The sequence below is a fragment of the Ruegeria sp. HKCCD6428 genome, from assembly GCF_013110595.1.
In the GTDB taxonomy this organism is placed as follows: Bacteria; Pseudomonadota; Alphaproteobacteria; order Rhodobacterales; family Rhodobacteraceae; genus Ruegeria.
In genome coordinates this window covers 116,135-140,005 of the sequence record NZ_WVQX01000004.1, presented here as the reverse complement: position 1 = coordinate 140,005, position 23,871 = coordinate 116,135, and the positions used below count along the sequence as shown (strand labels likewise).

Sequence of the window (23,871 nt, the reverse complement as noted above, 5' to 3'; positions counted from 1 at the left end):
ATGACTCAAATTGACTATACCCGCGCTGCCAAATACTTCCTTCTGCAAGACTTCTGGGTCGGCATGAAGCTGGGGCTGAAGTATTTCTTCGCGCCCAAGGCCACGGTGAACTATCCGCACGAAAAGGGGCCTCTGTCCCCACGTTTCCGCGGCGAACACGCTCTGCGCCGCTATCCGAATGGTGAAGAACGCTGCATCGCCTGCAAACTCTGCGAGGCGATCTGCCCGGCGCAAGCCATCACCATCGACGCCGAACCGCGCGAAGACGGCAGCCGCCGTACTACGCGGTACGACATCGACATGACCAAGTGCATCTATTGCGGTTTCTGTCAGGAGGCCTGCCCGGTCGATGCCATCGTCGAAGGCCCGAATTTCGAATTCGCAACGGAAACCCGCGAAGAGCTGTTCTATGACAAGCAAAAACTGCTGGACAACGGCGAACGCTGGGAAGCCGAGATCGCCCGCAATCTGGAACTGGACGCGCCTTACCGATGACTGACAGCCCGACAAATCCGTTCGAGCTGATGATGAAGCAGGCTCAGGACATGGCCAAGGCGATGAACCCGGCGATGGAAAGCTTCTCGCCCAAGGGGTTCGAGGCGCTGTGGCCGACCATGCCGAAAGAGGTCATGGAGATGATGTTCGGCAACACCGTCAACAAGGACGGGCTGGATGCCAAGACTCGCCTGTTGCTGACGCTGGCCGGGCTGACCTGTCAGGGCGCTCAGGCGGACTCGGCCGTACGCCAGACTGTGCGCCATGCACTGGAGGCAGGCGCAAAGAAACAAGAGATCGTGGAAACGATCGGTCAGATGTCGGTCTTTGCCGGCATCCCGGCCATGACCCGCGCGCTGGATCTGGCGCAAGAGGTCATGGGCGACAACGAGGATGAGGATCAATGACCGTCTTTGCCTTCTATCTGTTTGCCATCAGCGCCATCACCGGCGGGCTGTTCACGGTGATCAGCCGCCAGCCGGTGCACTCGGTGCTGTGGCTGATCCTGGCGTTTCTATCCTCGGCGGGGCTGTTTGTGCTACTGGGGGCCGAGTTCGTGGCGATGTTGCTGATCATCGTTTACGTGGGCGCGGTCGCGGTTCTGTTCCTGTTCGTCGTTATGATGCTGGACGTGGACTTTGCCGAACTCAAGGCCGAGATGGCGCGCTATATGCCGTTGGCCCTGCTGATCGGTCTGGTCATCCTGATGCAGTTCGTCATGGCCTTCGGGGCCTGGGACAGCGCGCAGGGCGCAGCGGCCAATTTGGCGCAGCCGGTCCCGGCGGACCGTCACAACACCGAGGCGCTTGGCGTCATTCTTTACGATCAATACTTCCTTCTGTTCCAGCTGGCGGGCCTGATCCTGCTGGTGGCCATGATCGGTGCCATCGTGCTGACGCTGCGCCACCGTCAGGACATCAAGCGTCAGGACATCGTCGGCCAGATGATGCGCGACCCGGCCAAGGCAATGGATTTGAAGGACGTGAAACCGGGGCAGGGACTTTGAGACCATGATCGGACTTGAACACTATCTTACGGTCGCGGCGACGCTGTTCGTCATCGGCATCTTCGGTCTCTTCCTGAACCGCAAGAACGTCATCATCCTGCTGATGAGCATCGAACTGATGCTGCTGGCGGTGAATATCAACCTCGTGGCGTTTTCCAGTTTCCTCGGCGATCTGGTCGGGCAGGTCTTCACGCTGTTCGTTCTGACGGTGGCGGCGGCCGAGGCGGCGATCGGGTTGGCCATTCTGGTCTGCTTCTTCCGCAACCGCGGCACCATCGCGGTTGAAGACGTCAATATGATGAAGGGGTAAGGGATCATGGAAACCACAATCCTCTTTGCCCCGCTGGTGGGCGCGCTGATCTGCGGCTTTGGCTGGAAGTTCATCGGTGAAAAGGCCGCGCTGTGGACGGCCACGGGCCTGTTGTTCCTGGCCTGTCTGCTTTCGTGGATCGTCTTCTTCAGCTTTGACGGACAGACCCAGCAGATCGAGATCATGCGCTGGATCGAAAGCGGGTCGCTCTCGACCTCGTGGGCCATTCGTCTGGACCGGCTGACCGCCATCATGCTGATCGTGGTCACCACGGTTTCGGCGCTCGTGCATCTCTACAGCTTTGGCTACATGGATCACGACCCGCAATGGCGCGAAGGCGAAAGCTATAAGCCGCGTTTCTTCGCCTATCTGTCCTTTTTTACCTTCGCCATGCTGATGCTGGTGACGGCGGACAACCTTGTGCAGATGTTCTTTGGCTGGGAAGGCGTGGGGGTCGCATCCTACCTGCTGATCGGCTTCTACTATCGCAAGCCTTCGGCAAATGCGGCGGCGATGAAAGCGTTCATCGTCAACCGTGTGGGCGATTTCGGCTTTGCTCTGGGCATCTTTGCGCTGTTCTTCCTGACCGACAGCATCAACTTCTCGGACATTTTCGCATCGGCACCCGCGCTTGCAGAAGAAAAGCTGCATTTCCTGTGGGGCGAATGGACCGCGGTCGAGGTGATCTGTGTTCTGCTGTTCATCGGTGCGATGGGTAAATCCGCGCAGCTGATCCTGCACACCTGGTTGCCGGACGCGATGGAAGGCCCGACGCCTGTGTCGGCCCTGATCCACGCGGCCACCATGGTGACAGCGGGCGTGTTCCTGGTCTGCCGCATGTCGCCGCTGATGGAGTTCGCGCCGGGCGCGACCGGGTTCATCACCTTCCTTGGGGCCTCGACTGCGTTCTTCGCGGCGACCGTGGGTCTGGTACAGACCGACATCAAGCGCGTCATTGCGTATTCGACCTGTTCCCAGCTGGGATACATGTTCGTGGCCGCGGGCGTCGGCATGTACTCGGCGGCCATGTTCCACCTGTTCACGCACGCTTTCTTCAAGGCGCTGTTGTTCCTTGGCGCGGGGTCGGTGATCCACGCCATGCATCACGAGCAAGAGATGACGGAGTACGGCGGTCTGCGCAAAAAGATCCCCTATACCTTCTGGGCGATGATGATCGGTACGCTGGCCATCACAGGTGTCGGCATTCCGCTTACCACGATCGGTTTTGCTGGGTTCCTGTCGAAAGACGCGATTATCGAAAGCGCCTATGCGGGCGGCACTGGCTATGCTTTCTGGATGCTGGTGATCGCGGCGATGTTCACCTCGTTCTACAGCTGGCGTCTGATCTTCCTGACCTTCTACGGCAAACCGCGTGGGGACAAGCACACCCACGACCACGCACATGAAAGCCCGATGACCATGTTGGTGCCTTTGGGCGTGTTGTCACTGGGTGCGGTGTTTGCCGGAATGATCTGGTATGGCAATTTCTTCGGCCATGCGGACAAGGTCGGCAAGTTCTACGGTATTCCGGTGGCAGAAGCGTCAGAACATGCCGAGGCCGGTGATCATGCTGCGGCGGATGCTTCGCACGGTGAAGACAGCCATGCCGATGAAAGCCACGCGGCTGACAGCCATGCCGACAATGCAGAACATGGCGAGAAAGACACGCATGGCGGTGACCATCATTATGTGTTCGCGGGCAAGCCGGGTGAGGGTGCTCTCTATATGGCACCAGACAACCATGTTCTGGACGACGCGCACGCCGCGCCGAAATGGGTCAAGTTTTCGCCGTTCGCTGCCATGTTGCTTGGCTTTGTGGTCGCGTACTGGTTCTACATCGTGAATACGTCGCTACCGGCACGTCTGGCCGCCAACCAGCGTCCTCTGTACCTGTTCCTGCTGAACAAATGGTACTTTGACGAGATTTACGATGCGATCTTCGTCAAACCCACCGTCGCGCTTGGCCGCTTCCTGTGGAAACGCGGTGACGGCAATACAATCGATGGCTTCCTGAACGGAGTAGCAATGGGCGTCGTTCCCTTCTTCACCCGCCTCGCCGGCAAGGCGCAGACCGGGTACATCTTTACCTATGCCTTCTGGATGGTGCTGGGCATCGCGGCCCTTGTGACCTGGATGTCGATCGGCGGAGGGGCCCACTAATGGACTATATCCTTTCGATCGTCACGTTTATCCCCGCCTTCGCCGCAGGCATTCTGGCCTTGTTCCTACAGGGTGACGATGCAGCGGCACAGCGGAACGCTAAGTGGACTGCTCTGCTGGCCACCACTGTGACCTTCCTGGTTTCCATCGGCATCTATACAGGCTTTGACCCGTCGAACCCCGGCTTCCAGATGGTGGAAGAGGGTGAGTGGCTGATGGGCCTCAAGTACAAGATGGGTGTTGATGGCATCAGTGTTCTGTTCGTCCTGCTGACCACCTTCATCATGCCGCTTACCATCCTGGCCAGCTGGAATGTCACGGATCGCGTCAAGGAATATATGGTTGCCTTCCTGCTGCTGGAAACGCTGATGCTGGGCGTCTTCATGGCGCTTGATCTGGTGCTGTTCTACCTGTTCTTCGAAGCGGGCCTGATCCCGATGTTCCTGATCATCGGGATCTGGGGTGGCAAGGATCGGATCTACGCCAGCTTCAAGTTCTTCCTCTACACCTTCCTTGGCTCGGTCCTAATGCTGGTGGCCATGGTTGCAATGTATGCGGACGCAGGCACCACGGACATTGCCGCGCTGATGACGCACCAGTTCTCGTCCGAGGGCTTCAGCGTGCTGGGCATCTATGTTGTCGGCGGCATGCAGACCCTGATGTTCCTGGCCTTCTTTGCTTCTTTCGCGGTGAAAATGCCGATGTGGCCGGTGCATACCTGGTTGCCGGACGCCCACGTTCAGGCGCCCACGGCGGGCTCGGTCGTACTGGCGGCGATCCTTTTGAAAATGGGCGGCTATGGTTTCCTGCGGTTCAGCCTGCCGATGTTCCCGGTGGGTTCGGCCGTGATGACCGATCTGGTGCTGTGGATGTCTGCCATCGCGGTTGTCTACACCTCGCTGGTGGCGCTGGTGCAGGAGGATATGAAAAAGCTGATCGCGTATTCCTCGGTCGCGCATATGGGCTTTGTGACCATGGGCATCTTTGCTGCGAACCAGCAGGGCATTGACGGAGCGATCTTCCAGATGCTCAGCCACGGGTTCATCTCGGCCGCGCTCTTCCTCTGTGTCGGCGTGATCTATGACCGGATGCACACCCGCGACATCGAGGCTTATGGCGGTCTGGTGATCCGGATGCCTGCATACGCGCTGGTCTTCATGCTGTTTACCATGGCCAATGTCGGCCTGCCGGGTACATCCGGGTTCATCGGCGAATTCCTGACCCTGATGGGCGCGTTCCAGGTCAACACCTGGGTAACGGCGGTGGCCGCGACCGGTGTGATCTTCTCGGCGGCTTATGCGCTGTGGCTCTACCGCCGGGTCGTGTTTGGCGATCTGATCAAGGAAAGCCTCAAGGCGATGACCGACATGAGCACGCGCGAGCGGTTGATCTTCGCCCCGCTGATCGTGATGACCATCCTGCTGGGTGTCTACCCGTCGCTGGTGACCGATGTGATCGGGCAATCCACAGCGGCGCTGATTTCGAACTATGACACGGCTCTGGCCGCGGCTGAGGCTGCGACTCAGACAGCCGCTTCGCATTAAGGGAGCTTTGGAGACATGATCCAGGCTGATCTGACAATTATCCTGCCGGAAATCGTTCTGGCGCTTTATGCGATGGCGGCGCTGCTGGGGGCTGTCTATACGACAAAGGACGGGCTGGCGCCTCTGCTGGTCTGGACCACGGCAGGTCTTATGGCCCTTCTGGCAATCTGGATTGCAACTCAGGGTGAGGGTACAAACGTCGCCTTCAACGGCATGTTCGTCGATGACGGCTTTGCCCGCTTTGCCAAGGTTGCCATCCTGCTGTCGGCGGGTGCCGTTCTGGTCATGAGCCAGGAATACATGGCGCGCCGTGATCTGCTGCGATTTGAATATCCTTTGCTGGTGGCACTGGCCGCCGTGGGGATGATGATGATGGTCAGCGCAGGCGATCTGATGTCGCTTTACATGGGGCTCGAGCTGCAATCGCTGTCGCTCTATGTCGTGGCTGCTCTGCGTCGTGACAGCGCGAAATCGACCGAGGCAGGTCTGAAGTATTTCGTGCTGGGTGCGCTGAGCTCGGGGCTGCTGCTTTATGGCGCCTCGCTGGTCTATGGCTTCACCGGCACAACGTTGTTCTCGGGCATCATCCAGACAGTTCACCATGGCGATGTTTCGTTGGGGCTGCTGTTTGGTCTGATCTTCCTGATCTCGGGTCTGGCCTTCAAGGTCTCGGCCGTTCCGTTCCATATGTGGACGCCGGACGTTTACGAGGGGTCTCCCACGCCGATTACGGCCTTCTTTGCGACCGCGCCCAAGGTTGCGGCGATGGCGTTGTTCGCGCGCCTGTTGCATGACGCGTTCGGCGGTGTTGTCGAAGACTGGCAGCAAGTGATTGTCCTGCTGTCCGTATTGTCGATGTTGCTGGGGGCCGTGGCCGCGATCGGGCAGCGCGACATCAAGCGTCTGATGGCGTTTTCGTCGATTGCCCATATGGGCTATGCGCTGATTGGCCTTGCCGCCGGTACCGAGCTGGGTATCAAGGCGATGCTGATGTATCTGGCCATCTACGTGACCATGAATATCGGCACCTTCGCCTTCATTCTGATGATGGAGCGTGACGGCAAACCCATCACCGACATTGACGCTCTGCGGCAATACTCCAAGCGTGATCCGGGCAAGGCGCTGGCGGTGCTGATCCTGATGTTCAGCCTTGCGGGCGTGCCTCCGATGCTTGGTTTCTTTGCGAAATTCGGCGTCTGGCAGGCGGGCGTCAGTGCGGGTCTGACCGGTCTGGTCGTCGTCTCGGCCATCGCTTCGGTCATCGGTGCCTTCTATTACCTGCGGATCGTGTTCTACATGTATTTCGGGGCCGAGAACGAAGAGCCGATCGAAACCCGGTCGACCCCTGTTCTGTGGGTGGCATTGATGGGGTCTGCGGCCCTGATGCTGGTCGGTATCTTCTATCAGTTCGGCGTCGAGGGCGCGGCAGCAGCCGCGGCGGCCACGCTTGTCAACTGATCGTTTTGCACAACCGGAAAGAGGGGCTCGGTTGCGCGACCGAGCCTTTTTGATATGACAAAATGGCCCCAAGGCTATGGCCTGCACGAGGTGCAGGAAGTCGACAGCACGCTGAATGAAGCGGCGCGGATTGCTCCGAATGCGCGTGGTCCCGTCTGGATCATGGCGCATCACCAGACGGCGGCGCGCGGGCGGCGCGGACGAAGCTGGGCCAACCCGATGGGCAACCTGGCGGCGACCTTGCTGATGCGTCCTCAGGGCGCGCCGGAACAGGCGGCTTTGCGCAGTTTCGTGGCGGCGCTGGCCCTTTTTGACGCGTGCGTCGCCGTTACCGGGCGGGCTGCCGGACTGTCGCTGAAATGGCCCAATGACGTGCTGCTGAACGGCGGCAAGCTTGCCGGTATCCTGCTGGAAAGCACGGGGCAGGGGCATGGCGTGGGGCATCTGTCCATCGGCATCGGAGTGAATCTGGCCAATGCCCCGGATGCCGACGCGGTAGAGCCCGGTGCGGTTCGTCCCGTCTCACTTCTTTCGGAAACCGGGGCACATGTCTCGCCCGAGGATTTTCTGACCGAACTGGCCGCGGCCTACGCCGCGTATGAAACCCAGTTCGTCACCTATGGGTTCGAACCGATCCGCACCGCCTGGCTGTCCCGCGCGGCCCGGTTGGGCGAGGTCATCACCGCGCGGACCGGTACGTCAGAAACGGTTGGAACCTTCGAAACGGTGGACGCAAGCGGTAACCTTGTCTTAAACACCGCCAAAGGCCGCGTGAGCATTCCTGCGGCGGATGTCTATTTCTGAGAGGGGCGCGGATGCTTCTGGCCATCGATTGCGGCAATACCAATACCGTCTTTTCGATCTGGGACGGTGAGGAGTTTTTGTGTACCCTGCGCACCTCGACCCACCATGCGCGCACGGCAGACGCTTATTTCACCTGGTATTCGACGCTGGTGAAGCATTACGGGATCGAGGCGGACATCACCGATGTGATCATCGCCTCGACCGTTCCGCGCGTCGTGTTCAACCTGCGTATCTTCGCCGATCGTTTTTTTGGTTGCAGACCATTGGTTGTGGGCAAGCCCGATTGCCTGTTGCCTGTCCCGCCGCGTGTGGATGAAGGCACGGTGCCTGGCCCGGATCGACTGGCCAATGCCGTGGGCGCTTTTGACCGCCATGGTGGCAATGTGGTTGTCGTGGATTTCGGAACCGCAACGAATTTCGACGTTGTCGCCGCCGACGGCGCATATGTGGGGGGCATTATCGCCCCCGGTGTGAACCTGAGCCTTGAGGCCCTGCATCAGGGCGCCGCGGCGCTGCCGCATATCGATGTCTCCCGACCTGACAAGGTGATCGGTACGAATACGGTTGGTTGTATTCAATCGGGCGTGTATTGGGGATATTCCGGTTTGATCGAGGGGCTGATCGCCCGGATCAAGGCTGAATATGGAATGCCGATGAAAGTCGTTGGAACCGGAGGGCTGGCCCCCTTGTTCGATCAGGCCGACGTGGGGTTCGACGCAATCGAGGATGATCTGACGATGCACGGCCTGACCGTGATCCATCGCTACAACAAGGATAATGGCTCCGTATGAGCAGTGAAAGATTGATCTACCTGCCGCTGGGTGGCGCGGGCGAAATTGGCATGAACGCCTATGTGTACGGCTACGGTGAACCGGGAAAGGAACGCCTGATCCTTGTGGATCTGGGCGTCACTTTTCCCGATATGGACACAACGCCGGGCGTTGACCTTATCTTTGCCGATATCTCATGGCTGAAAGAGCGTGCCGACCGACTGGATGGTGTTTTCATCACGCACGCCCATGAAGACCATGTCGGTGCCGTGGCCCATTGTTATGAAGCTTTGGGCGCGCCGGTCTATGCGCGCGCCTTCACGGCCAATATCGCGCGCCGCAAGATGGAAGAACACGCACACCCGACCGAGGCGGTCACGACCGTTTCCGCCTGGCCTGAACAGGTGTCCGTCGGGCCGTTCACGGTTGGTTTCCTTCCGGTTTCGCACTCGATTCCCGAAAGTGCCGCATTGGTCATCGACACCCCCGCAGGGCGTGTCGTGCATTCGGGCGACTTCAAGCTGGATGCTGCTCCGGTCGTTGGAGAGGCTTTTGACCCTGACCTGTGGGCCGAGGTCGCCAAGCCCGGCATCAAGGCGCTGGTCTGTGACAGTACGAATGTGTTTTCGACCCATCCGGGGCGTTCGGAATCCGAAGTTGGCCCCGAGATTGTCAAGCTGGTCGAAGGCGCGGAAGGTATGGTCGTGGCGACCACTTTTGCGTCAAACGTCGCGCGGGTCAAAACGCTGGCCGAGGCGGGTGCGCGGGCCGGGCGTTCCGTCGTCCTGCTGGGGCGCGCGATGCGTCGGATGATCGAAGCCGCGACCGAAACCGGTATTCTTGCGGATTTTCCCAAGGTGATCAGCGCCGAAGAGGCTCTGGACCTTCCGCGCCAGAACCTGATGCTGATCGTGACCGGCAGCCAGGGGGAACGACGGGCCGCAAGCGCCCAACTGGCCCGTGGCAAGTACCGTGGTCTGGAGCTGGCCGAGGGCGATCTGTTCCTGTTTTCCTCGAAAACCATTCCCGGGAACGAGCGGGGCGTGATCTTTATCATGAACCAGCTCAGCGAAAAGGGCGTGGATGTCGTCGATGACAGTTCGGGCCTCTATCATGTCTCGGGCCATGCGAACCGGCCGGACCTCGAGAAAGTGCACGCACTGACCGATCCGCAATTCGTGATCCCGATGCATGGCGAACACCGGCACCTGCGCGAGCATGTCAAACTGGCAGAGCAGGGCGGCAGAACCGGAGTGCTGGCAGTGAACGGCACCATGCTGGATCTCAGCGGCAATGCGCCTGTTGTCGTTGATTATGTTGAAACCGGTCGCACATATCTGGACGGCACCGTTAAGATCGGCGCCCTTGACGGCGTGGTGCGGGATCGTATCCGCATGGCTTTGAACGGCCATGTTACGGTGACGGTGGTTCTGGACGAAGAAGACGAACCGCTGGGCGAGCCGTGGTGCGATACCATGGGGCTGCCCGAAACCGGCACGTCCCGTGCCGCGTTGGTCGAAGTTCTGGAAGAGGACCTGAACCAGTTCCTGATGCGGGCCGCCGCCAAGACCCTGCGCGATGACGACAAGCTGGAAGAAGAAATGCGCCGCATCGTGCGGCAGACAGCCAAAGCCGAAATTGGCAAAAAGCCCGAAGTGACGGTGGTGGTCAGCCGGATGCGGTGAAACCGATCCGTCAGTCGTGGGTTGGCATCGGATAGCCCCTGAGACGCAGGAACAGGTTGGCTTCTTCGTTGTTTTTGTAGAATGGAACCGACGATGGCGGCTCGGGGGACGTAACCCGGGCCGCTATTTCCGCCAGAACGACCTCGGTGATAAACGGCAGATCCAGATCCCGTGCCCGATCCAGTGGCACCCATTGCAGGTGCGACAGCTCATCCGAGGCGTGACTGAAATCATCCACATCACCTTGCAGAGCGTCGGCGTCGACCAGAAAGAACCGCGCATCAAACCGGCGGGGCCGGCCAGGCGGAGTTACCGCGCGAAAGACGAACTGAAGCGCAGCGGCAGTTGGCAGGTAACCCAACGCGGCAAAGCTCTGCCAATCGTCAGATACATGACCGGGCCATGTGCCCGGCTGGCCAAGAACAAGACCGGTTTCTTCCCAAAGCTCGCGTATGGCGGCCGCGGCGAGGGCGCGTTGAGTCCCCGGCTCGGCCTGTTCGCCCAAACGTTCAAAGCACAGATCCGGCAAATCCGTTGCCAATGGAACATCCGCGTCAGCCGGATCAACCGCGCCACCGGGAAAGACGAACTTGTTCGGCATGAAGGCCGCTTTGGACCCGCGCTGCCCCATAAGGATCGAGGGGTTTGTCCATCTGTCCCGCAGCACGATAACCGTCGCTGCGTCCCGGATGGCTGTTTTGTCGGGTGTCATGTCCAAACTGGTCAACTGGGTCGGGTCACGCGGTTTTTCCAAAGCCATGCATGCGGCGTGCCCACTGATACGCCACCACCGCACCTTTCAGGCGTGGCAACAGGTACAGGGACAGGGCAACGCAGGCGACGGAAAAGCCGATGGCCATGGTCCACGGATCGGGCCGCCAATGCACATAGGACACGTGCAGAGCTGGCGCCAGCAGGTGGCCGACCAGTAGGATTGTCAGGTAGGCGGGCCCATCATCTGCGCGATGGTGAAACAACTCCTGCCCGCAGTTCGAGCAGGAGTCATTGACCTTGAGATAGCTGTGCAACAGCTTGCCTTCCCCGCAGTTGGGGCATTTGCAGCGAAACCCCTTGACCAGGGCGGGCCATGTCTCACGCTCATCTTCAGAGGTCGTTTCGATCGTCTGATCCGTCATAATGTAACTCGCGCAGTAATCTTTTGCGGATAATGGGCCTGATCGTGAAAATTTAAAAGGGGGGTGCGTCGCTTTGCAACGTCTGCCCGACACGTCGGCATGGGGCGACCCCGAACCTTTCAAAAATAAATTCGATTTCAGCGACGGATATCCTGGCGCCGCCCGTTTGAATGGGTATGAGCGGCGGCACTCGGGCCGCGTCAACAAAAGGAAACGGAAATGAAAAACGTTACATTCATCTCGGCCATTGTTATGTCGGCTGTTGCGATTACCGGTACTTCTGTTCTGGCCGCTGGCCCGGGTGGCCGCGAGCCGGTGTCCTTTCAGGAACTGGACGCCGATGGCGATGGTCAGGTGACGCAACAAGAGATGGAGGCGCATCGCACCGCTCGTTTCACCGAGGCGGACACCAATGGGGATGGAATGCTGAGCCAGGAAGAAATGCAGGCTGCCGCCCAGAAGAAAGCCAGCGATCGGGTTGCCAGGATGTTCGAAAACAACGACGCGAACAAAGATGGCTTCCTCAGCCAGGATGAGTTGCCGAAACCGCGCCGGGCTGACAAGATGTTTGATCGGATGGATGCGGACAACAGTGGCGGAATCTCGGAACAGGAATTTGCCGATGCCAAAGATCGGATGGGACGGCACCATAAGAAAAAGCATCAAAAATCGAATGCAAGCGATAACTGATGCAGGATGGAGGACCTGACCTCCCACCCACAAGATGTTCGCGGTGCGGGTTGCACCGCGAACACACTCAGCGACGATGCGTTGCTGAGGCAATTCGCCGACGGCGAGGCGGGGGCGGCACGGATCCTGACCGATCGTTTGGGGCCTCGCTGTTACTCGGTTGCTTTGCGCATGTTGGGCAATCGGGCCGAGGCGGAAGACGTGACGCAGGATGCGATGATGCGGTTGTGGCAGATGGCGCCGAATTGGGTTTCGGGTCAGGCCAAGGTATCGACCTGGCTGTATCGGGTGACGCTGAACCTGTGCGTGGACATCAGGCGCAAGAAGACACCCGACAGGTTGTCGGACGTTCCCGAACCCGAAGATGGCAAGGCCAGCGTTGTTGACCGCATGCAGGACGAGGCGCGCAAGGATGCCCTGCAGTCGGCTTTGGCTGAGCTGCCCGAGCGGCAGCGACAAGCGGTCGTGCTGCGCCATATTGAAGAGCTGCCCAACCCCGAGATTGCCGGGATAATGGGCATTTCGGTAGAAGCAGTTGAAAGCCTGACCGCAAGAGGCAAGCGCAGCCTGACCGCGATCTTGGCCGGACGACGCGAAGAACTGGGGTATGACAATGGCGGATGAAGACCTGGAACTGGATCACTTGTTTGCACAGGCACAGCGGCAGCGACCAGCACTGCCAGACGATCTTGCCGTGCGCATCCAGACGGATGCTGAAACTGTTCGCCTCGGTCGCCTTGCGCCCGCACCGCAGCCGATGCCTTCGATATGGAACAGGTTGATAAGCAATGTAGGAGGATGGCAGGGCCTTGGCGGGCTTGTCGCCGCAAGCGCTGCCGGGGTCTGGATCGGGTTTTCCGCACCGGGCTTTCTGCCGGACCCGGCCAACCTGTTGACGTCAGAGGAGACACCCTTCCTCGTCGCGGACCTTGGATTTGACTCGAGTTTTCTGGAGAGCACGGAATGAACGCTGATCCCAAGCCCAAACGCAGGTGGGTGCCTGTCGTCCTGGCCCTGTCACTGGCGCTGAACCTGCTGGTTGTCGGTGTCGCTGTGGGCACCGTATTGCGCCTGAGAGGTGGGGATCATGCCAAATCACCGCCCGGCTTCGGCCCCACGTTGTACCGGGCCCTGCCCAAGGATGATCGAAAGGCGATGCGAGGCGAGCTGACGGGCCTGCACAAAAAGGGATCCAAGGGTCGTGCTCAGGATTTTGAAGCGCTCAGTCAGGCGTTGCGTGCAACGCCCTTTGACCCGGTGGCCGTTCAGGTTCTGTTGCAACAACAAGCACAGGCCACCGCCGATTTGCAGCAGGCCTTGCAAACGCAATGGCTGGCACGTGTGACCGCCATGAGTGATGATGAGCGGCAGGCCTATGCAGACCGATTGCAGGAGGTCGTCAAACGCGGGCCGCATGGGCACAAGAAAAGAGACTGAACAGATCAGGCGGCACTTTGCCTGATACTCACCTGATTGCGCCCTGCCTTCTTCGCAGCATACAGCGCTTTGTCCGCGGATTTGATAAGGTTTTCCACGCTTTCAGCCGCACAGTCTTGCCGGGCGAAACCGACCTGAGACAACTTCAACCCGATACTGACCGTCACATCAACTTGTGCCCCATGGTCCGGCAACAGGAACGGGGACTGACAGATGCTGTCACAAACGGTTTCGGCTAGGTTCAACGCCTGTTTGGGCGACACATCCGGTACCCCGATCATGAACTCTTCACCGCCGATGCGAGCGACAAAGCCACGGGATCCCAAGGCATTTTGCATTCGTTCCGCCGCTTGCGTCAAAACGTAATCGCCGCTTGCATGGCCATGGCCATCATTGATTGCCTTGAAGTGATCCAGATCGGCCAGCATGATGGCAAAACTGCGCCCCGTTCTGGCGGATTGGCGCGCGATCTGATCCAGCGCGCGCATGGCGTAGCGGCGATTGTGCAGCCCGGTCAACGGGTCGATCCAGGATTCCGCGATACCCCTTTTGAGAGAGACCCGCATCTGATCCAGCCGCGCCTTGCGGGCAATCTGGTTTTCAAGCCGCAGCAGGATCTCCTGCGCGCAGAACCCGCCGAGACAGACGGCATCGGCCCCTCGGTCCAGAGCTTCCGAAGCTTGTCCGGCGTCTTCGTCTTTCAGCACCCCGATCAAAACTGTGTGCCGGGTCACGCCGCGTGATCTCAGGTCGGCAAGGATATTCAGACCTGCCGGGTTCGAGCCCAGTTCAACCACGATCGCATCAGGAACAGAGCCGGACAAAACACCTCGCAGGTTTGACTGAAGATGCCAGTTCAAATCAAATTGACGTTGATCTTCCAGGGCCTTTTGCCAAAGCGTGCCGTTTCGGGCCGTGTGGGTCAGAATATCAACCCGCGCCGCTTTGAACGGTCTGATTACCGGTTGGGCCGGCTCTGCGAAGCCAATCGGTTGCGATCCGTTGCTGACCTGCAAATCCTGAGTGGCCGCACGGGCACGCAGAAGGCTGCGAATCCGCGCCAACAACAAAGTGTCTTTGAACGGGTGCGTCAGAACATCATCCAGCCCGTCCTTCAACGCCCGCAGCCGGGCGTCCCGGTCATTTTGCGCGGCAATCACCACGACCGGAACGTCGTCAAGGCCGGGTTCCTTCGCGATCGCCTTCTTCACATCCGCAGCCGTTCCGTCCGGCAACGTCTGGGCCGTCAGAACCAGATCCGGTTGCGTACGCCGCACGAGTCCGGGCAACCCTTCAAGCTTTTCGCCCTGCACCACGTGATACCAGGCCGCCGTCAGCTGTACCTTCAGCATGATGCGATTGGTCGATACCCCGTCGAGGACAAGGATGGTTCCCTGCACAGACATAGTTGTTCACCGTTGATTGCATGCGTGAACAAAGTGTTTATGACTCTGGTTAACAAACCCTTTCCAAGACCGGATCTGACCCAAGTTTATGCCGATATCCTCTGATTCCGCCGAAACTCTTGCGCTGACGGCCCTGGCCTGGCTGGTCAGAAATGACGAGCTTTTGCCTGTTTTTCTGGGCTCTACGGGCGCATCGATCGAGGATGTGCGCGATCGGGCAAGCGATACCGAGTTTCTGGCATCGGTTCTTGATTTTCTGGTGCTTGACGATTCGTGGGTCATGGCGTTTTGTGACGCCAATTCACTCGCCTATGATCTTCCCGCCCAGGCAAGGGCGGTATTGTCCGGCGGCGCTGAGATACACTGGACATAACCATATTTTCCGCAGGAGCACCGGATGCCGATAGATGCGATCATCTTTGACAAAGATGGCACGCTGTTTGACTTTGCCAATACGTGGGGAGGGTTCGGACGCTCGATGCTGTTGCGCCTGTCCAACGGGGACGAAGATCGCGCGACCAAGCTTGGCCGTGTCATCGGATATGATTTCGAGCAAGGGAAATATACCGAAGACAGTATTGTAATCGCCGCCACGGTCGAGGAAATCGCAGAAGTTCTGATTGCCCATGTCGATGGCGTAACCTTGCAGGAGATCATTGATTTGATGAACTCCGAGGCCGCCTCGGCCCCGCAGGTGCCCGCCGTGCCATTGGTTCCTTTCCTGGAAGGTCTGCAAAATTCCGGAATCAAGCTGGGCGTTGCGACGAATGACAGTGAACATCCCGCTTTGCAGCATCTCGAATCTGTCGGAATAAGGGGGCATTTCGATTTCGTCGCCGGGTATGACAGTGGTCACGGGTTCAAGCCGGGACCGGGCCAGTTGCTGGCCTTTGCCGCCCATATCGGGGTCGAGCCATCTCGTATAGCGATGGTGGGTGACAGTCTTCATGACTTGCAGGCCGGGCGTGCGGCGGGGATGACCACGATCGGTGTTTTGACCGGTTTGGCCGAGGCGGATGCATTGGCTCCGATGGCGGATGTGATTTTGCCGGATATCGGACATATTCCCGAATGGTTGGCCAAAATCTGATTTTCAAATCCGAGATTCGACAAAACGGGATGAAAAACCGACATATTCTGTCGCAGACGGAGCGGCCATAGGCGTCTCTTCAGGGCTTGCTTTACGAAAGCAAGAACAGGAGGCACCGATGGCCGAGACCAAGACACGCAAGCGCCGCGGAGGAGGGCGCGCAGGGGCGGCTGCGCGCAGGGGCAGTGCAGCGATTGACCAGATGCCTTGGGATCCGCCGGTCAACATCGATCGACCCACAGAACCTTTGGATCAGGCCGGCATCGAAGCGATCCATGAAGGGGCGATGCGCATCCTCGAAGAGATCGGGATCGAGTTTTACAACGAAGAGGCAATAGGCATCCTGCGCGAGGCGGGTTGCACCATCGACGGCGACAATGTCCGCATGGGGCGGGACTTTGTCATGGAGATGATCGCCAAGGCTCCCAGCCGTTTTTCGATCACCCCTCGCAATCCGGATCGCAAGATCGAAATCGGCGGGAAGAACATCCTGTTCGGCAACGTCTCTTCCCCACCGAATTACTGGGACATGGAGATCGGGAAAAAAGTACCGGGCAATCGTGAGATGTGCCGGAACCTTCTGAAGCTGACGCAATACTTCAACTGCATCCATTTCGCCGGCGGATACCCGGTCGAGCCGGTCGATATCCACGCCAGCGTGCGCCATCTGGACGTGCTGTACGACAAGCTGACCCTGACCGACAAGGCGATGCACGCCTATTCGCTGGGCAAGGAACGCGTCGAAGATGTCATGGAGATGGTGCGCATCGCAGGCGGTTTGAGTCACGAGGAGTTCGAAGCCGCGCCGCGGATGTATACCAATATCAACTCGACCTCGCCGCTGAAACACGATCACCCGATGATCGACGGGTGTCTGCGCCTGGCGCGGCGTGGTCAGGCGATTGTTGTCACGCCCTTTACGCTGGCGGGTGCGATGGCCCCCGTTACCATGGCGGGTGCCGTGGCGCAGTCCTTGGCCGAGGCGCTGTGTGCCATTGCGCTGTTCCAATACGTGCGCCCCGGTATTCCCTGTGTGATCGGTACATTCACGTCGAATGTGGATATGAAATCCGGCGCGCCGGCCTTTGGAACACCGGAATATATGCGTTCGACCCAGATGACCGGCCAGATGGCGCGGTTCTATGGTTTGCCCATGCGGTCTTCGGGTGTTTGTGCGGCAAATGTGCCGGACGGGCAGTCGGTGTGGGAGACTTCGAACTCGCTTTGGGCCGCCGTGCAATCGGGCACCAATATGGTCTACCACGCAGCCGGTTGGCTTGAGGGCGGTCTGATCGCCAGCCCGGAAAAGTTCATCATGGACTGCGAAATCCTACAGCAAATTCAACGCTATATGAACCCCGAGTTGACCGCCACAGGGCCGGACGAGATTGCCCTGGATGCGATCAGGGCAGTCGGCAATGACGGCCATTTCTTCGGCATTCAGCATACGCAGGATCGCTATACCACGGCGTTCTATCAACCCTTCCTGAGTGACTGGAAAAACTATGAAGGATGGGAGGTCGCCGGCGGTATCTGGACCGCAGAACGCGCGCATCACATGTTCAAGGAGATCATCTCAAGCTTTGAAGCCCCCCCGATGGATGAAGGTATTCGCGAGGAACTGGCCGCTTTTGTCGAACGCCGCAAAGCGGAAGGCGGCGCGCCCACGGATTTCTGACCGGACGGGTGGTATCGAGTTGATACTCGGTTGAATTCGCTACAACTCAGGGTGGATTTTGGCTATTTGTTAAGGTTTTTCCGGCCACAGTGCACAGGACACAAATCTGGGGCATCTGATGCATGGTCTGATCAATCGGGCGATACAGTCCTTTGTCTGTGCGACCTACGGGCGATCCTGCTGGTTGCGCGTGACCGACGCCGCGCGGCTGGGGTTTGTCGAGTTTGAAGCCATGCTCGTCTATGACGATGACATGACGTCCAAGGTAATGGAGGCGCTGAGCGCCGACCTCGACCGGCCGCAAGCCGAAGTCTTTGAGGACTTGGGAACGTATCTCGTGTCTCACCCGAATATGGAAGGGCTGCGCCGCCTTCTCAGGTTTGGCGGCGTCAGCTATGTCGAGTTTCTTCATTCGCTCGACGATCTGGCGGACCGCGTACGGCTGGCGGTGTCTGATTTGACCCTGCCGACCTTGGAACTGAGAGAGCTGTCAGCCACGGAATTTCAACTGAGTTGTTCCCCGGGCCTGCCCGGGTACTCCAATGTCATGGTTGGGGTCCTGCGCGCAATGGCGGATGACTATGGTGCGCTGGTGATGCTGTCACACGAGGGGCAGCAGCAAGGGAGTGACGTCATTTCCATCATGTTGGTTGAAAGCGCATTTGCTGAGGGGCGGCATTTTGATCTGGGGGCTCGGAACGGATGACAGATACCCAAGAACTGGCTGGTCTGCTGGAAACGCTTTGCCCGATGTTCCTGTTGGTGGACCAAAACGGGCATATTCAACAAGCAGGTCCGACCCTGCAAAAGTTGCGACCAGAATTGCCGCTGGTGGGGCAGGGTTTTCTGGATGTATTTGAACTTATCCGCCCCAGAACGATCACAACCGTTCCCGCCCTGATGTCAATGGCGGGGGCGAAGCTGCATCTGAGGTTCCATGATGAACCCCGTACAATCCTCAAAGGCTTGGTCGCTCCTTTGCCGCATTCAGGTGGTGCGGTCATCAATCTGTCATTTGGTATCTCGATTTTGGATGCGGTACGGGACTATGCGCTGACTAGTGCTGATTTCTCGGGCACGGATCTGGCGATCGAGCTGTTGTATCTGGTCGAAGCCAAATCCGCCGCGATGGAGGCATCCCGCTCTCTCAACCTTCGGCTTCAGGGTGCGATGCTTGCCGCCGAAGAGCAGGCCTATACCGACACGTTGACCGGACTGAAGAACCGCAGGGCAATGGATCACTTGCTCGAGCATTTGATCTCGGGAAATTCCACCTTCGCGCTCATGCATCTGGATCTGGATTTTTTCAAAGCCGTGAATGACAAGCTGGGTCATGCGGCTGGTGATTTCGTCTTGCAGCAGGCCGCCCGCATCATGCAGGAGGAAACACGAAGCAACGACACTGTGGCCCGGGTCGGCGGGGATGAATTCGTTATTGTTTTCAAAGATCTGACGCGGGAAGATACTCTGGCCTGCATTGCTGGGCGCCTGATATCAAGGTTGAATGAACCGATGACGTTTCAGAATCAAAGCTGTACGATCTCGGCCAGTATTGGCACCGCCTTGTCCACGCAGTTCGACTGCCCCAACGCCGCCGACATTCTTCACGCAGCAGATTTGGCCCTTTATCAGGCCAAACGTGACGGCCGGTCATGCCATCGCATGTATTCAGCGTTGAGCAAGGCGCAAACCTGAATTCGCCCGGGAAACACGATGGGCAACGCATCGGGGCTTCAGGCTGAATCGAATGCCTCATTTATCTTCTTGGCTATCTGTTGCCGGATCGGAGGCAACTCTCCCACCACCGGCAGGACCACGCCTGAAAACCCCGCGCGATCCAGCTCTTGCGGGACGTCTTCCTGCACGTGCCCTCCGGCACAGGCAAAGAACGGAAGGCACAGCGCCTGATCTTCGGTGCCGTTGGCAGCGTCAGATATGGAAGGTGGCTCTTCGACGAAACCGACGCGAACAGATTTGAAAGCCACCAATCCCGCAAGCTGTTTCGCAAACTGCAACGCCACGGACGACGGGTTCCGGCTGCGCCCGGAACCATGCGCGGCAATGACCAGATCGGTGGACCGAGCGGCCCAGTGTTTGTCGGACAATTCCGATTGCAGGGCCTCTGCGGTCAGGGCCGGCAGGTCCGGGTCAATTCCAAGCGGGTCCAAAATCTTTGCCGGATGGTGCCCAAGCCGTTTGGGTAACGCGCTGGTGACAAACCACCCCTTTGCCATGAAAAGTGGATAGATGACCGAATTGTCGGGCGCGCGGTCCAGCTTCGCCTCCAACGCGCCCGGCGCGGCCAGAGTGGCCGAATGCACCGCCACATGCTGGGTCAGCGCGTTGACCTTGGCTGCGAATGCAGCAAGTGCAGCTTCGGCCGGTTCCGGGTCAGACGGTTGGCCATGAGCGACGATAATTGCATGTGACATTCGGATCTCCTGCTGCGTTGCGCGATAGGTGTTTCACGTCGACCTGAAGTCAACACCACAGTTAGCCCAGAAGTGTCAGCCATAGCCAGACGGTCAGAATGGACGAGGCTGTTCCGATAAGCACGGCCGACGCTGCGACCCGTTTTGCGCGACCATACATATTGGCGAAAATATAGGCGTTGAAACCCGGAGCCATGGCGGCATTCAATACGCCCGACCGAAACAGATCCTGCGGCAGGCCCACGGATTTGCCGAACATCCACACCAGGCTGGGATGCAGCATCAACGAGATACAGCAAACATATGCGATGGTGCGCAGGTCGCCTTCGGGCTTGTATTTGACCAGCACTCCGCCCAAGGCAAACAACGCCCCGGGCAGGGCAGCACGGGTGATCAACCCCAGCGCTTCGTCGACCACGGCAGGGATCGCCAGACCGGATAGGTTGACCAGAAACCCAAGGGCGATACCAAGGATCAGCGCGTTCTTGAACATTGCGGACAAAACAGACCGTGCCATGCGGATGCCTCCATGACCGCGATTTCGCACGACCTCCATCACCGTGATCCCGACGCCGTAACAAAACGGAGAATGGAAGGCGATGATCGCGTAGTTGCCCGTCAGGTTCTCGGGCCCATATGCGCGTTCGGTAATCGGCAGGCCCAAGAGGACAGAGTTCGAGAACAGGCAACAAAACCCGATGGCGACGCAATCTTCCCAATCGCGCCCGAAAATGATGCGTGCGCCGAACAGGCCTGCTGTGAAACACAGGGCGGCAGCGGAATAGAAACTGGCCAAAAGCCGGGGGTCGAAACTGGCGCTGAGGTCCAGATGCGCAATGGCCAGGAACAAAAGGCAGGGAATCGCAAAGCCTTGGGTGAACTTCATCAGCCCATCGACATGCGCTTCTTTGAAGTACCCCGTGCGGGTTGCCGTATACCCGGCCCCGATTACAAGGAAAACCGGAAGAATGACGTCGATCAGGCTTTGCAGCATGTGGCCCCCGTGCGACGGGCCTGCTGCGATATCATGCGGGCGACGGGCAGCGGCCTACTGCGACTGATGGATCACCATCCCGTCGAAGGCGGGGGTGATGTGGTCGGGGGTTTCAGCATCGACGGTGGCATAGTCGAGATCGATATGCATGTTGGTCAGAACCGCGCGCTTCGGTTGGAGTTTTTCGATCCACCCAAGCGTCTTTTCCAGATGCGCATGCGTTGGATGAGGTGAGCGGCGCAGGGCGTCGATGACAAGGCAGTCCAGCCCTTTCATTTCGGGCCAGGCATCGTCGTAGATCTCGGCGACATCCGGAAGATAGGCGAGTTGCCCTATGCGGAATCCAAGGGAATCGATCGAACCGTGATTCACTTTAAAAGGACGAAACGGAATCGGGCCGCCGGGGCCGTTGATTTCAAATGGACCGTTGATGGACTTGAGCTCGAGTATCGGAGGATAAGGAGAGCCTTCCGGCTGAATGAACGCGTATCCAAACCGCCCCAACAAGGCGTTCTGGGTGTCTCCATCCGCCCAAACGGGAACGCGGGTTTTCATGTTGAACACGATCATGCGCAAATCATCGATTCCATGCACATGGTCTGCGTGGGAGTGCGTATAGACGACCCCATCCAACCGCCCTGTACCCGTATCCAGCAACTGGCTGCGCATATCCGGCGTGGTGTCGATCAGAACCGAGGTTGTCCCATCTGGCCCGTCGCGTTCGACCAGCATCGAACAGCGGCGCCGGATGTTCTTGGGGTTCGCAGGATCACAATGGCCCCACTGACCGCCCAGCCGCGGCACGCCGCCAGAGGACCCGCAGCCCAGAATTGTAAATCGGAAGCCGGTCATGCGGCGGCCTTGTATGATGCCGCTTTGGTAAACAGCCGGTCGAAGTTCGTCTGTGTCTGATCAGCAAAGGCGGCATAGTCCATGCCAAAGATTTCGGCCCCCTTTTGGGCCGTGTGCACAGTATAGGCCGGCTCGTTTCGTTTGCCGCGATAGGGCGGCGGGGCCAGATAGGGCGCGTCAGTTTCCACCAGAATCCTGTCCACCGGGGCGTTTGCGAAGATATCGCGCAACTCCTGGCTTTTCGGAAAGGCTGCGATGCCGGACATGGACAGATAAAACCCCAGCTCCAGCGCGGCCTTGGCCAATTGAGCAGACGATGAGAAGCAGTGCATGACGCAGGAATAGGGTGCGTTGCGATATTCTTCGGCCAGAATGCGGGCCATATCTTCATCAGCTGCGCGGGCGTGAATGATCAGGGGCAACCCGGTGCGCTGGGCCGCTTCGATATGAATGCGCAGTGACTGTTTCTGCACTTCGGCACTGTCGGCGGTATAGTGGTAGTCCAAGCCGGTTTCACCGATACCGACGAATTTAGGATGCCGTGTCAGGGCGACCAGATCATCGACCGAGGCCAATGGCTCGTCCGCGGCGCTCATCGGGTGTGTGCCGGCGGCATAGAAGACCGGCGCGTGGGCTTCGGCAATCGCACGGACGGCCGGTTCGTTGCGCAGTTTGGTGCAGATCGTCACCATCCGGGTCACGCCAGCCTGGGCAGCACGCGCGATGATGTCGTCCAACTGGCCTTCGAAATCCGGGAAGTCCAGATGGCAATGGCTGTCGGTAATCTGGGGGGTGTCGCTCATCTGTTCTGACCGGCAGTTTCCTGTATCTTGAACACCGTATCTAGGACCAGAGCGGCAGGGTCAAGGTTGACTGCCTGACCATGTCGCGCTCGGGCTGTGATCGTTGCGGCGACCTCGGCCCAGCGACGGGCTTGATTTGGCGATGCTGACAGACGCGCCAGTGTTTCACCCTCGTTGGGGGCGGCTTCAGGAAGCGGGGGCGTGCCCGTTGCCCCGGTCAGGGCCAGCCGTGACAGAGCGATGTCGATCAGGGTAAGCAAAAGTTCGAACCGGTCCGCCGCGCCGCGCTGTGCTGCCGCTTCGGCTAGGGCCAGCGCGCGCTGGCGGTCCATGCGGGGCAGGGTGCCCAGAATGGCGATCAGTTCGGCATAGATGTCCAGACCACCCAGATTGATCAAACGCACGGCGTCTCCGACTGAACCTGCGGCAAGCGCGGCAAGGTGTTCTGTCTGCGCGGGAATTTCGGTTTCCGTTTGTGACAGGGCGGCTTGCATGTTTTGCGCGTTCAGCGGACCGAGGCGCAGCGTGCGACAGCGCGAACGGATGGTTGGCAAAAGGCGTGAGGGTTGATGCGATACCAGCAAAAGGGTGGTGCGGGCAGGCGGCTCTTCCAGCATTTTCAGCAACGCGTTGGCGGCGCTGACGTTCATTTCGTCTGCTGAATCCACGATCACGACGCGGCGGCCGCCGTCCGCAGAGGACAGGCCAAAAAATTTCCCGAGCTTGCGGATGTCATCCACGACGATCTCACCGCGCAGCCGTCCCTGATCGTTCAGCGACCGGGTTATCGCCGCCAAACCCGGTTCTGCCCCGGCCTGAATGCGATGGGCCACCGGGTGATCGGGATCGATATCGAGCGTCTCGGGCAGAGGCGGCGCGCCGAACAACCCGCCATCCTCGACCGGCGGCGTGGCAAGCAGAAACCTTGCAATTCGCCAGGCAAGGGTCGCCTTGCCGACACCGCGTGGCCCTGTCAGCAGCCAACCGTGATGCAAACGGTCCGACGTGTAGGCGGTCAGGAATGCCTGTTCAGCCGCATCCTGGCCAAAAAGCCGAACGGTTTCGCGCGGATGTGGTGCGCCCGGCACCTGATCCGGAGAAGGGATATCGTCGCTCATCGT

At 59.2% G+C, this 23,871-nt stretch carries 27 protein-coding genes; 19 read left to right on the top strand and 8 right to left on the bottom strand.

Annotation, left to right across the window (positions count from 1 at the left end; translation table 11 throughout):
* The 10 genes from nuoI to GS620_RS11240 are packed head-to-tail and all read left to right on the top strand — an operon-like array spanning window position 1 to window position 10,232.
* On the top strand, window positions 1-495 hold the full coding sequence (gene nuoI / locus GS620_RS11285) for an NADH-quinone oxidoreductase subunit NuoI (protein ID WP_152458580.1): 495 nt from the start codon (window positions 1-3) through the stop codon (window positions 493-495).
* Complete coding sequence (locus GS620_RS11280) at window positions 492-902, top strand: carboxymuconolactone decarboxylase family protein (protein ID WP_152458579.1); 411 nt, start codon at window positions 492-494, stop codon at window positions 900-902. The genes nuoI and GS620_RS11280 overlap by 4 nt, the downstream gene beginning before the upstream one ends.
* Window positions 899-1,501 carry an NADH-quinone oxidoreductase subunit J gene (locus GS620_RS11275; protein ID WP_171615911.1) on the top strand — a complete coding sequence of 201 codons (603 nt, stop codon included), beginning with the start codon at window positions 899-901 and terminating at the stop codon, window positions 1,499-1,501. Before GS620_RS11280 ends, GS620_RS11275 begins: the two co-directional genes overlap by 4 nt.
* A 4-nt stretch (window positions 1,502-1,505) precedes the next feature.
* Window positions 1,506-1,811, top strand: coding sequence for an NADH-quinone oxidoreductase subunit NuoK (gene nuoK, locus GS620_RS11270; RefSeq protein ID WP_005984024.1), 306 nt, complete (start codon window positions 1,506-1,508; stop codon window positions 1,809-1,811).
* Between the two features lie 6 nt (window positions 1,812-1,817).
* Window positions 1,818-3,971: an NADH-quinone oxidoreductase subunit L gene (gene nuoL, locus GS620_RS11265; protein WP_171615909.1), complete on the top strand. Its 2,154-nt coding sequence runs from the start codon at window positions 1,818-1,820 to the stop codon at window positions 3,969-3,971.
* Window positions 3,971-5,515 (top strand): NADH-quinone oxidoreductase subunit M, encoded by a 1,545-nt coding sequence (locus GS620_RS11260; protein WP_170343791.1) that lies wholly within the window; start codon window positions 3,971-3,973, stop codon window positions 5,513-5,515. Before nuoL ends, GS620_RS11260 begins: the two co-directional genes overlap by 1 nt.
* Window positions 5,516-5,530: 15 nt before the next feature.
* Window positions 5,531-6,973 (top strand): NADH-quinone oxidoreductase subunit NuoN, encoded by a 1,443-nt coding sequence (gene nuoN / locus GS620_RS11255; RefSeq protein ID WP_171615907.1) that lies wholly within the window; start codon window positions 5,531-5,533, stop codon window positions 6,971-6,973.
* Between the two features lie 54 nt (window positions 6,974-7,027).
* Window positions 7,028-7,777, top strand: coding sequence for a biotin--[acetyl-CoA-carboxylase] ligase (locus GS620_RS11250; RefSeq protein WP_152458574.1), 750 nt, complete (start codon window positions 7,028-7,030; stop codon window positions 7,775-7,777).
* Between the two features lie 11 nt (window positions 7,778-7,788).
* Window positions 7,789-8,568 (top strand): type III pantothenate kinase, encoded by a 780-nt coding sequence (locus tag GS620_RS11245; protein WP_152458573.1) that lies wholly within the window; start codon window positions 7,789-7,791, stop codon window positions 8,566-8,568.
* A complete protein-coding gene (locus tag GS620_RS11240) occupies window positions 8,565-10,232 on the top strand; it encodes a ribonuclease J (RefSeq protein ID WP_171615905.1) in 1,668 nt (555 codons plus the stop codon). Before GS620_RS11245 ends, GS620_RS11240 begins: the two co-directional genes overlap by 4 nt.
* A gap of 10 nt (window positions 10,233-10,242) precedes the next feature.
* Here GS620_RS11240 and GS620_RS11235 read toward each other — a convergent pair whose 3' ends face one another.
* Both GS620_RS11235 and GS620_RS11230 read right to left on the bottom strand, forming a co-directional pair.
* The gene (locus tag GS620_RS11235; RefSeq protein WP_171168614.1) at window positions 10,243-10,944 is read right to left on the bottom strand and encodes an NUDIX hydrolase; all 702 of its coding nucleotides are present in this window, start codon (window positions 10,942-10,944) and stop codon (window positions 10,243-10,245) included.
* A gap of 25 nt (window positions 10,945-10,969) precedes the next feature.
* The gene (locus GS620_RS11230; protein ID WP_171115058.1) at window positions 10,970-11,368 is read right to left on the bottom strand and encodes a DUF983 domain-containing protein; all 399 of its coding nucleotides are present in this window, start codon (window positions 11,366-11,368) and stop codon (window positions 10,970-10,972) included.
* A gap of 219 nt (window positions 11,369-11,587) precedes the next feature.
* On the opposite strand from GS620_RS11230, the gene GS620_RS11225 reads away from it, so the two are divergent.
* Genes GS620_RS11225 through GS620_RS11210 form a run of 4 tightly spaced genes read left to right on the top strand, consistent with a single transcriptional unit; the run spans window position 11,588 to window position 13,495 of the window.
* A complete protein-coding gene (locus tag GS620_RS11225) occupies window positions 11,588-12,058 on the top strand; it encodes an EF-hand domain-containing protein (RefSeq protein ID WP_171167334.1) in 471 nt (156 codons plus the stop codon).
* A gap of 6 nt (window positions 12,059-12,064) precedes the next feature.
* Window positions 12,065-12,682 (top strand): RNA polymerase sigma factor, encoded by a 618-nt coding sequence (locus GS620_RS11220; RefSeq protein ID WP_171205471.1) that lies wholly within the window; start codon window positions 12,065-12,067, stop codon window positions 12,680-12,682.
* Entirely contained in the window at window positions 12,672-13,025 is a 354-nt protein-coding gene (locus GS620_RS11215) for a hypothetical protein (protein WP_171615903.1), read from the top strand. The genes GS620_RS11220 and GS620_RS11215 overlap by 11 nt, the downstream gene beginning before the upstream one ends.
* Complete coding sequence (locus tag GS620_RS11210) at window positions 13,022-13,495, top strand: periplasmic heavy metal sensor (protein WP_171615900.1); 474 nt, start codon at window positions 13,022-13,024, stop codon at window positions 13,493-13,495. Before GS620_RS11215 ends, GS620_RS11210 begins: the two co-directional genes overlap by 4 nt.
* 5 nt (window positions 13,496-13,500) lie before the next feature.
* Here GS620_RS11210 and GS620_RS11205 read toward each other — a convergent pair whose 3' ends face one another.
* Entirely contained in the window at window positions 13,501-14,901 is a 1,401-nt protein-coding gene (locus GS620_RS11205) for a diguanylate cyclase (RefSeq protein ID WP_171615898.1), read from the bottom strand.
* Window positions 14,902-14,989: 88 nt separating this feature from the next.
* Here GS620_RS11205 and GS620_RS11200 point away from each other — a divergent pair, with 88 nt between their 5' ends.
* The 5 genes from GS620_RS11200 (at window position 14,990) to GS620_RS11180 (ending at window position 19,364) form a co-directional block, all read left to right on the top strand.
* Window positions 14,990-15,274: a DUF3572 domain-containing protein gene (locus GS620_RS11200; protein WP_171115067.1), complete on the top strand. Its 285-nt coding sequence runs from the start codon at window positions 14,990-14,992 to the stop codon at window positions 15,272-15,274.
* Window positions 15,275-15,298: 24 nt separating this feature from the next.
* The gene (locus GS620_RS11195) at window positions 15,299-15,991 is read left to right on the top strand and encodes an HAD family hydrolase (RefSeq protein ID WP_171615896.1); all 693 of its coding nucleotides are present in this window, start codon (window positions 15,299-15,301) and stop codon (window positions 15,989-15,991) included.
* Window positions 15,992-16,109: 118 nt separating this feature from the next.
* On the top strand, window positions 16,110-17,669 hold the full coding sequence (locus GS620_RS11190) for a trimethylamine methyltransferase family protein (protein ID WP_171615894.1): 1,560 nt from the start codon (window positions 16,110-16,112) through the stop codon (window positions 17,667-17,669).
* A gap of 118 nt (window positions 17,670-17,787) precedes the next feature.
* The gene (locus tag GS620_RS11185; RefSeq protein WP_171615892.1) at window positions 17,788-18,375 is read left to right on the top strand and encodes a heme NO-binding domain-containing protein; all 588 of its coding nucleotides are present in this window, start codon (window positions 17,788-17,790) and stop codon (window positions 18,373-18,375) included.
* Window positions 18,372-19,364: a GGDEF domain-containing protein gene (locus GS620_RS11180; RefSeq protein ID WP_171615890.1), complete on the top strand. Its 993-nt coding sequence runs from the start codon at window positions 18,372-18,374 to the stop codon at window positions 19,362-19,364. The genes GS620_RS11185 and GS620_RS11180 overlap by 4 nt, the downstream gene beginning before the upstream one ends.
* Before the next feature lie 38 nt (window positions 19,365-19,402).
* Here the strand turns inward: GS620_RS11180 and GS620_RS11175 are convergent, their stop codons facing one another.
* The 5 genes from GS620_RS11175 to GS620_RS11155 all read right to left on the bottom strand — a co-directional run bounded on the left by GS620_RS11175 (window position 19,403) and on the right by GS620_RS11155 (window position 23,868).
* A complete protein-coding gene (locus GS620_RS11175) occupies window positions 19,403-20,101 on the bottom strand; it encodes a CbiX/SirB N-terminal domain-containing protein (RefSeq protein WP_171615879.1) in 699 nt (232 codons plus the stop codon).
* Window positions 20,102-20,162: 61 nt separating this feature from the next.
* On the bottom strand, window positions 20,163-21,095 hold the full coding sequence (locus GS620_RS11170; RefSeq protein WP_171615877.1) for an AEC family transporter: 933 nt from the start codon (window positions 21,093-21,095) through the stop codon (window positions 20,163-20,165).
* 54 nt (window positions 21,096-21,149) lie between these two features.
* A complete protein-coding gene (locus GS620_RS11165) occupies window positions 21,150-21,947 on the bottom strand; it encodes an MBL fold metallo-hydrolase (RefSeq protein ID WP_171615875.1) in 798 nt (265 codons plus the stop codon).
* A complete protein-coding gene (locus GS620_RS11160) occupies window positions 21,944-22,750 on the bottom strand; it encodes a TatD family hydrolase (protein ID WP_171615873.1) in 807 nt (268 codons plus the stop codon). Before GS620_RS11160 ends, GS620_RS11165 begins: the two co-directional genes overlap by 4 nt.
* On the bottom strand, window positions 22,747-23,868 hold the full coding sequence (locus GS620_RS11155) for a DNA polymerase III subunit delta' (RefSeq protein ID WP_171615871.1): 1,122 nt from the start codon (window positions 23,866-23,868) through the stop codon (window positions 22,747-22,749). The genes GS620_RS11160 and GS620_RS11155 overlap by 4 nt, the downstream gene beginning before the upstream one ends.
* Window positions 23,869-23,871 lie beyond the last annotated feature (3 nt).

Coding starts and splice junctions, on each gene's coding strand:
- nuoI (WP_152458580.1), top strand. CDS start 1: ATGACTCAAATTGACTATACCCGCGCTGCCAAATACTTCCTTCTGCAA.
- GS620_RS11280 (WP_152458579.1), top strand. CDS start 492: ATGACTGACAGCCCGACAAATCCGTTCGAGCTGATGATGAAGCAGGCT.
- GS620_RS11275 (WP_171615911.1), top strand. CDS start 899: ATGACCGTCTTTGCCTTCTATCTGTTTGCCATCAGCGCCATCACCGGC.
- nuoK (WP_005984024.1), top strand. CDS start 1,506: ATGATCGGACTTGAACACTATCTTACGGTCGCGGCGACGCTGTTCGTC.
- nuoL (WP_171615909.1), top strand. CDS start 1,818: ATGGAAACCACAATCCTCTTTGCCCCGCTGGTGGGCGCGCTGATCTGC.
- GS620_RS11260 (WP_170343791.1), top strand. CDS start 3,971: ATGGACTATATCCTTTCGATCGTCACGTTTATCCCCGCCTTCGCCGCA.
- nuoN (WP_171615907.1), top strand. CDS start 5,531: ATGATCCAGGCTGATCTGACAATTATCCTGCCGGAAATCGTTCTGGCG.
- GS620_RS11250 (WP_152458574.1), top strand. CDS start 7,028: ATGACAAAATGGCCCCAAGGCTATGGCCTGCACGAGGTGCAGGAAGTC.
- GS620_RS11245 (WP_152458573.1), top strand. CDS start 7,789: ATGCTTCTGGCCATCGATTGCGGCAATACCAATACCGTCTTTTCGATC.
- GS620_RS11240 (WP_171615905.1), top strand. CDS start 8,565: ATGAGCAGTGAAAGATTGATCTACCTGCCGCTGGGTGGCGCGGGCGAA.
- GS620_RS11235 (WP_171168614.1), bottom strand. CDS start 10,944: ATGACACCCGACAAAACAGCCATCCGGGACGCAGCGACGGTTATCGTG.
- GS620_RS11230 (WP_171115058.1), bottom strand. CDS start 11,368: ATGACGGATCAGACGATCGAAACGACCTCTGAAGATGAGCGTGAGACA.
- GS620_RS11225 (WP_171167334.1), top strand. CDS start 11,588: ATGAAAAACGTTACATTCATCTCGGCCATTGTTATGTCGGCTGTTGCG.
- GS620_RS11220 (WP_171205471.1), top strand. CDS start 12,065: ATGGAGGACCTGACCTCCCACCCACAAGATGTTCGCGGTGCGGGTTGC.
- GS620_RS11215 (WP_171615903.1), top strand. CDS start 12,672: ATGGCGGATGAAGACCTGGAACTGGATCACTTGTTTGCACAGGCACAG.
- GS620_RS11210 (WP_171615900.1), top strand. CDS start 13,022: ATGAACGCTGATCCCAAGCCCAAACGCAGGTGGGTGCCTGTCGTCCTG.
- GS620_RS11205 (WP_171615898.1), bottom strand. CDS start 14,901: ATGTCTGTGCAGGGAACCATCCTTGTCCTCGACGGGGTATCGACCAAT.
- GS620_RS11200 (WP_171115067.1), top strand. CDS start 14,990: ATGCCGATATCCTCTGATTCCGCCGAAACTCTTGCGCTGACGGCCCTG.
- GS620_RS11195 (WP_171615896.1), top strand. CDS start 15,299: ATGCCGATAGATGCGATCATCTTTGACAAAGATGGCACGCTGTTTGAC.
- GS620_RS11190 (WP_171615894.1), top strand. CDS start 16,110: ATGGCCGAGACCAAGACACGCAAGCGCCGCGGAGGAGGGCGCGCAGGG.
- GS620_RS11185 (WP_171615892.1), top strand. CDS start 17,788: ATGCATGGTCTGATCAATCGGGCGATACAGTCCTTTGTCTGTGCGACC.
- GS620_RS11180 (WP_171615890.1), top strand. CDS start 18,372: ATGACAGATACCCAAGAACTGGCTGGTCTGCTGGAAACGCTTTGCCCG.
- GS620_RS11175 (WP_171615879.1), bottom strand. CDS start 20,101: ATGTCACATGCAATTATCGTCGCTCATGGCCAACCGTCTGACCCGGAA.
- GS620_RS11170 (WP_171615877.1), bottom strand. CDS start 21,095: ATGCTGCAAAGCCTGATCGACGTCATTCTTCCGGTTTTCCTTGTAATC.
- GS620_RS11165 (WP_171615875.1), bottom strand. CDS start 21,947: ATGACCGGCTTCCGATTTACAATTCTGGGCTGCGGGTCCTCTGGCGGC.
- GS620_RS11160 (WP_171615873.1), bottom strand. CDS start 22,750: ATGAGCGACACCCCCCAGATTACCGACAGCCATTGCCATCTGGACTTC.
- GS620_RS11155 (WP_171615871.1), bottom strand. CDS start 23,868: ATGAGCGACGATATCCCTTCTCCGGATCAGGTGCCGGGCGCACCACAT.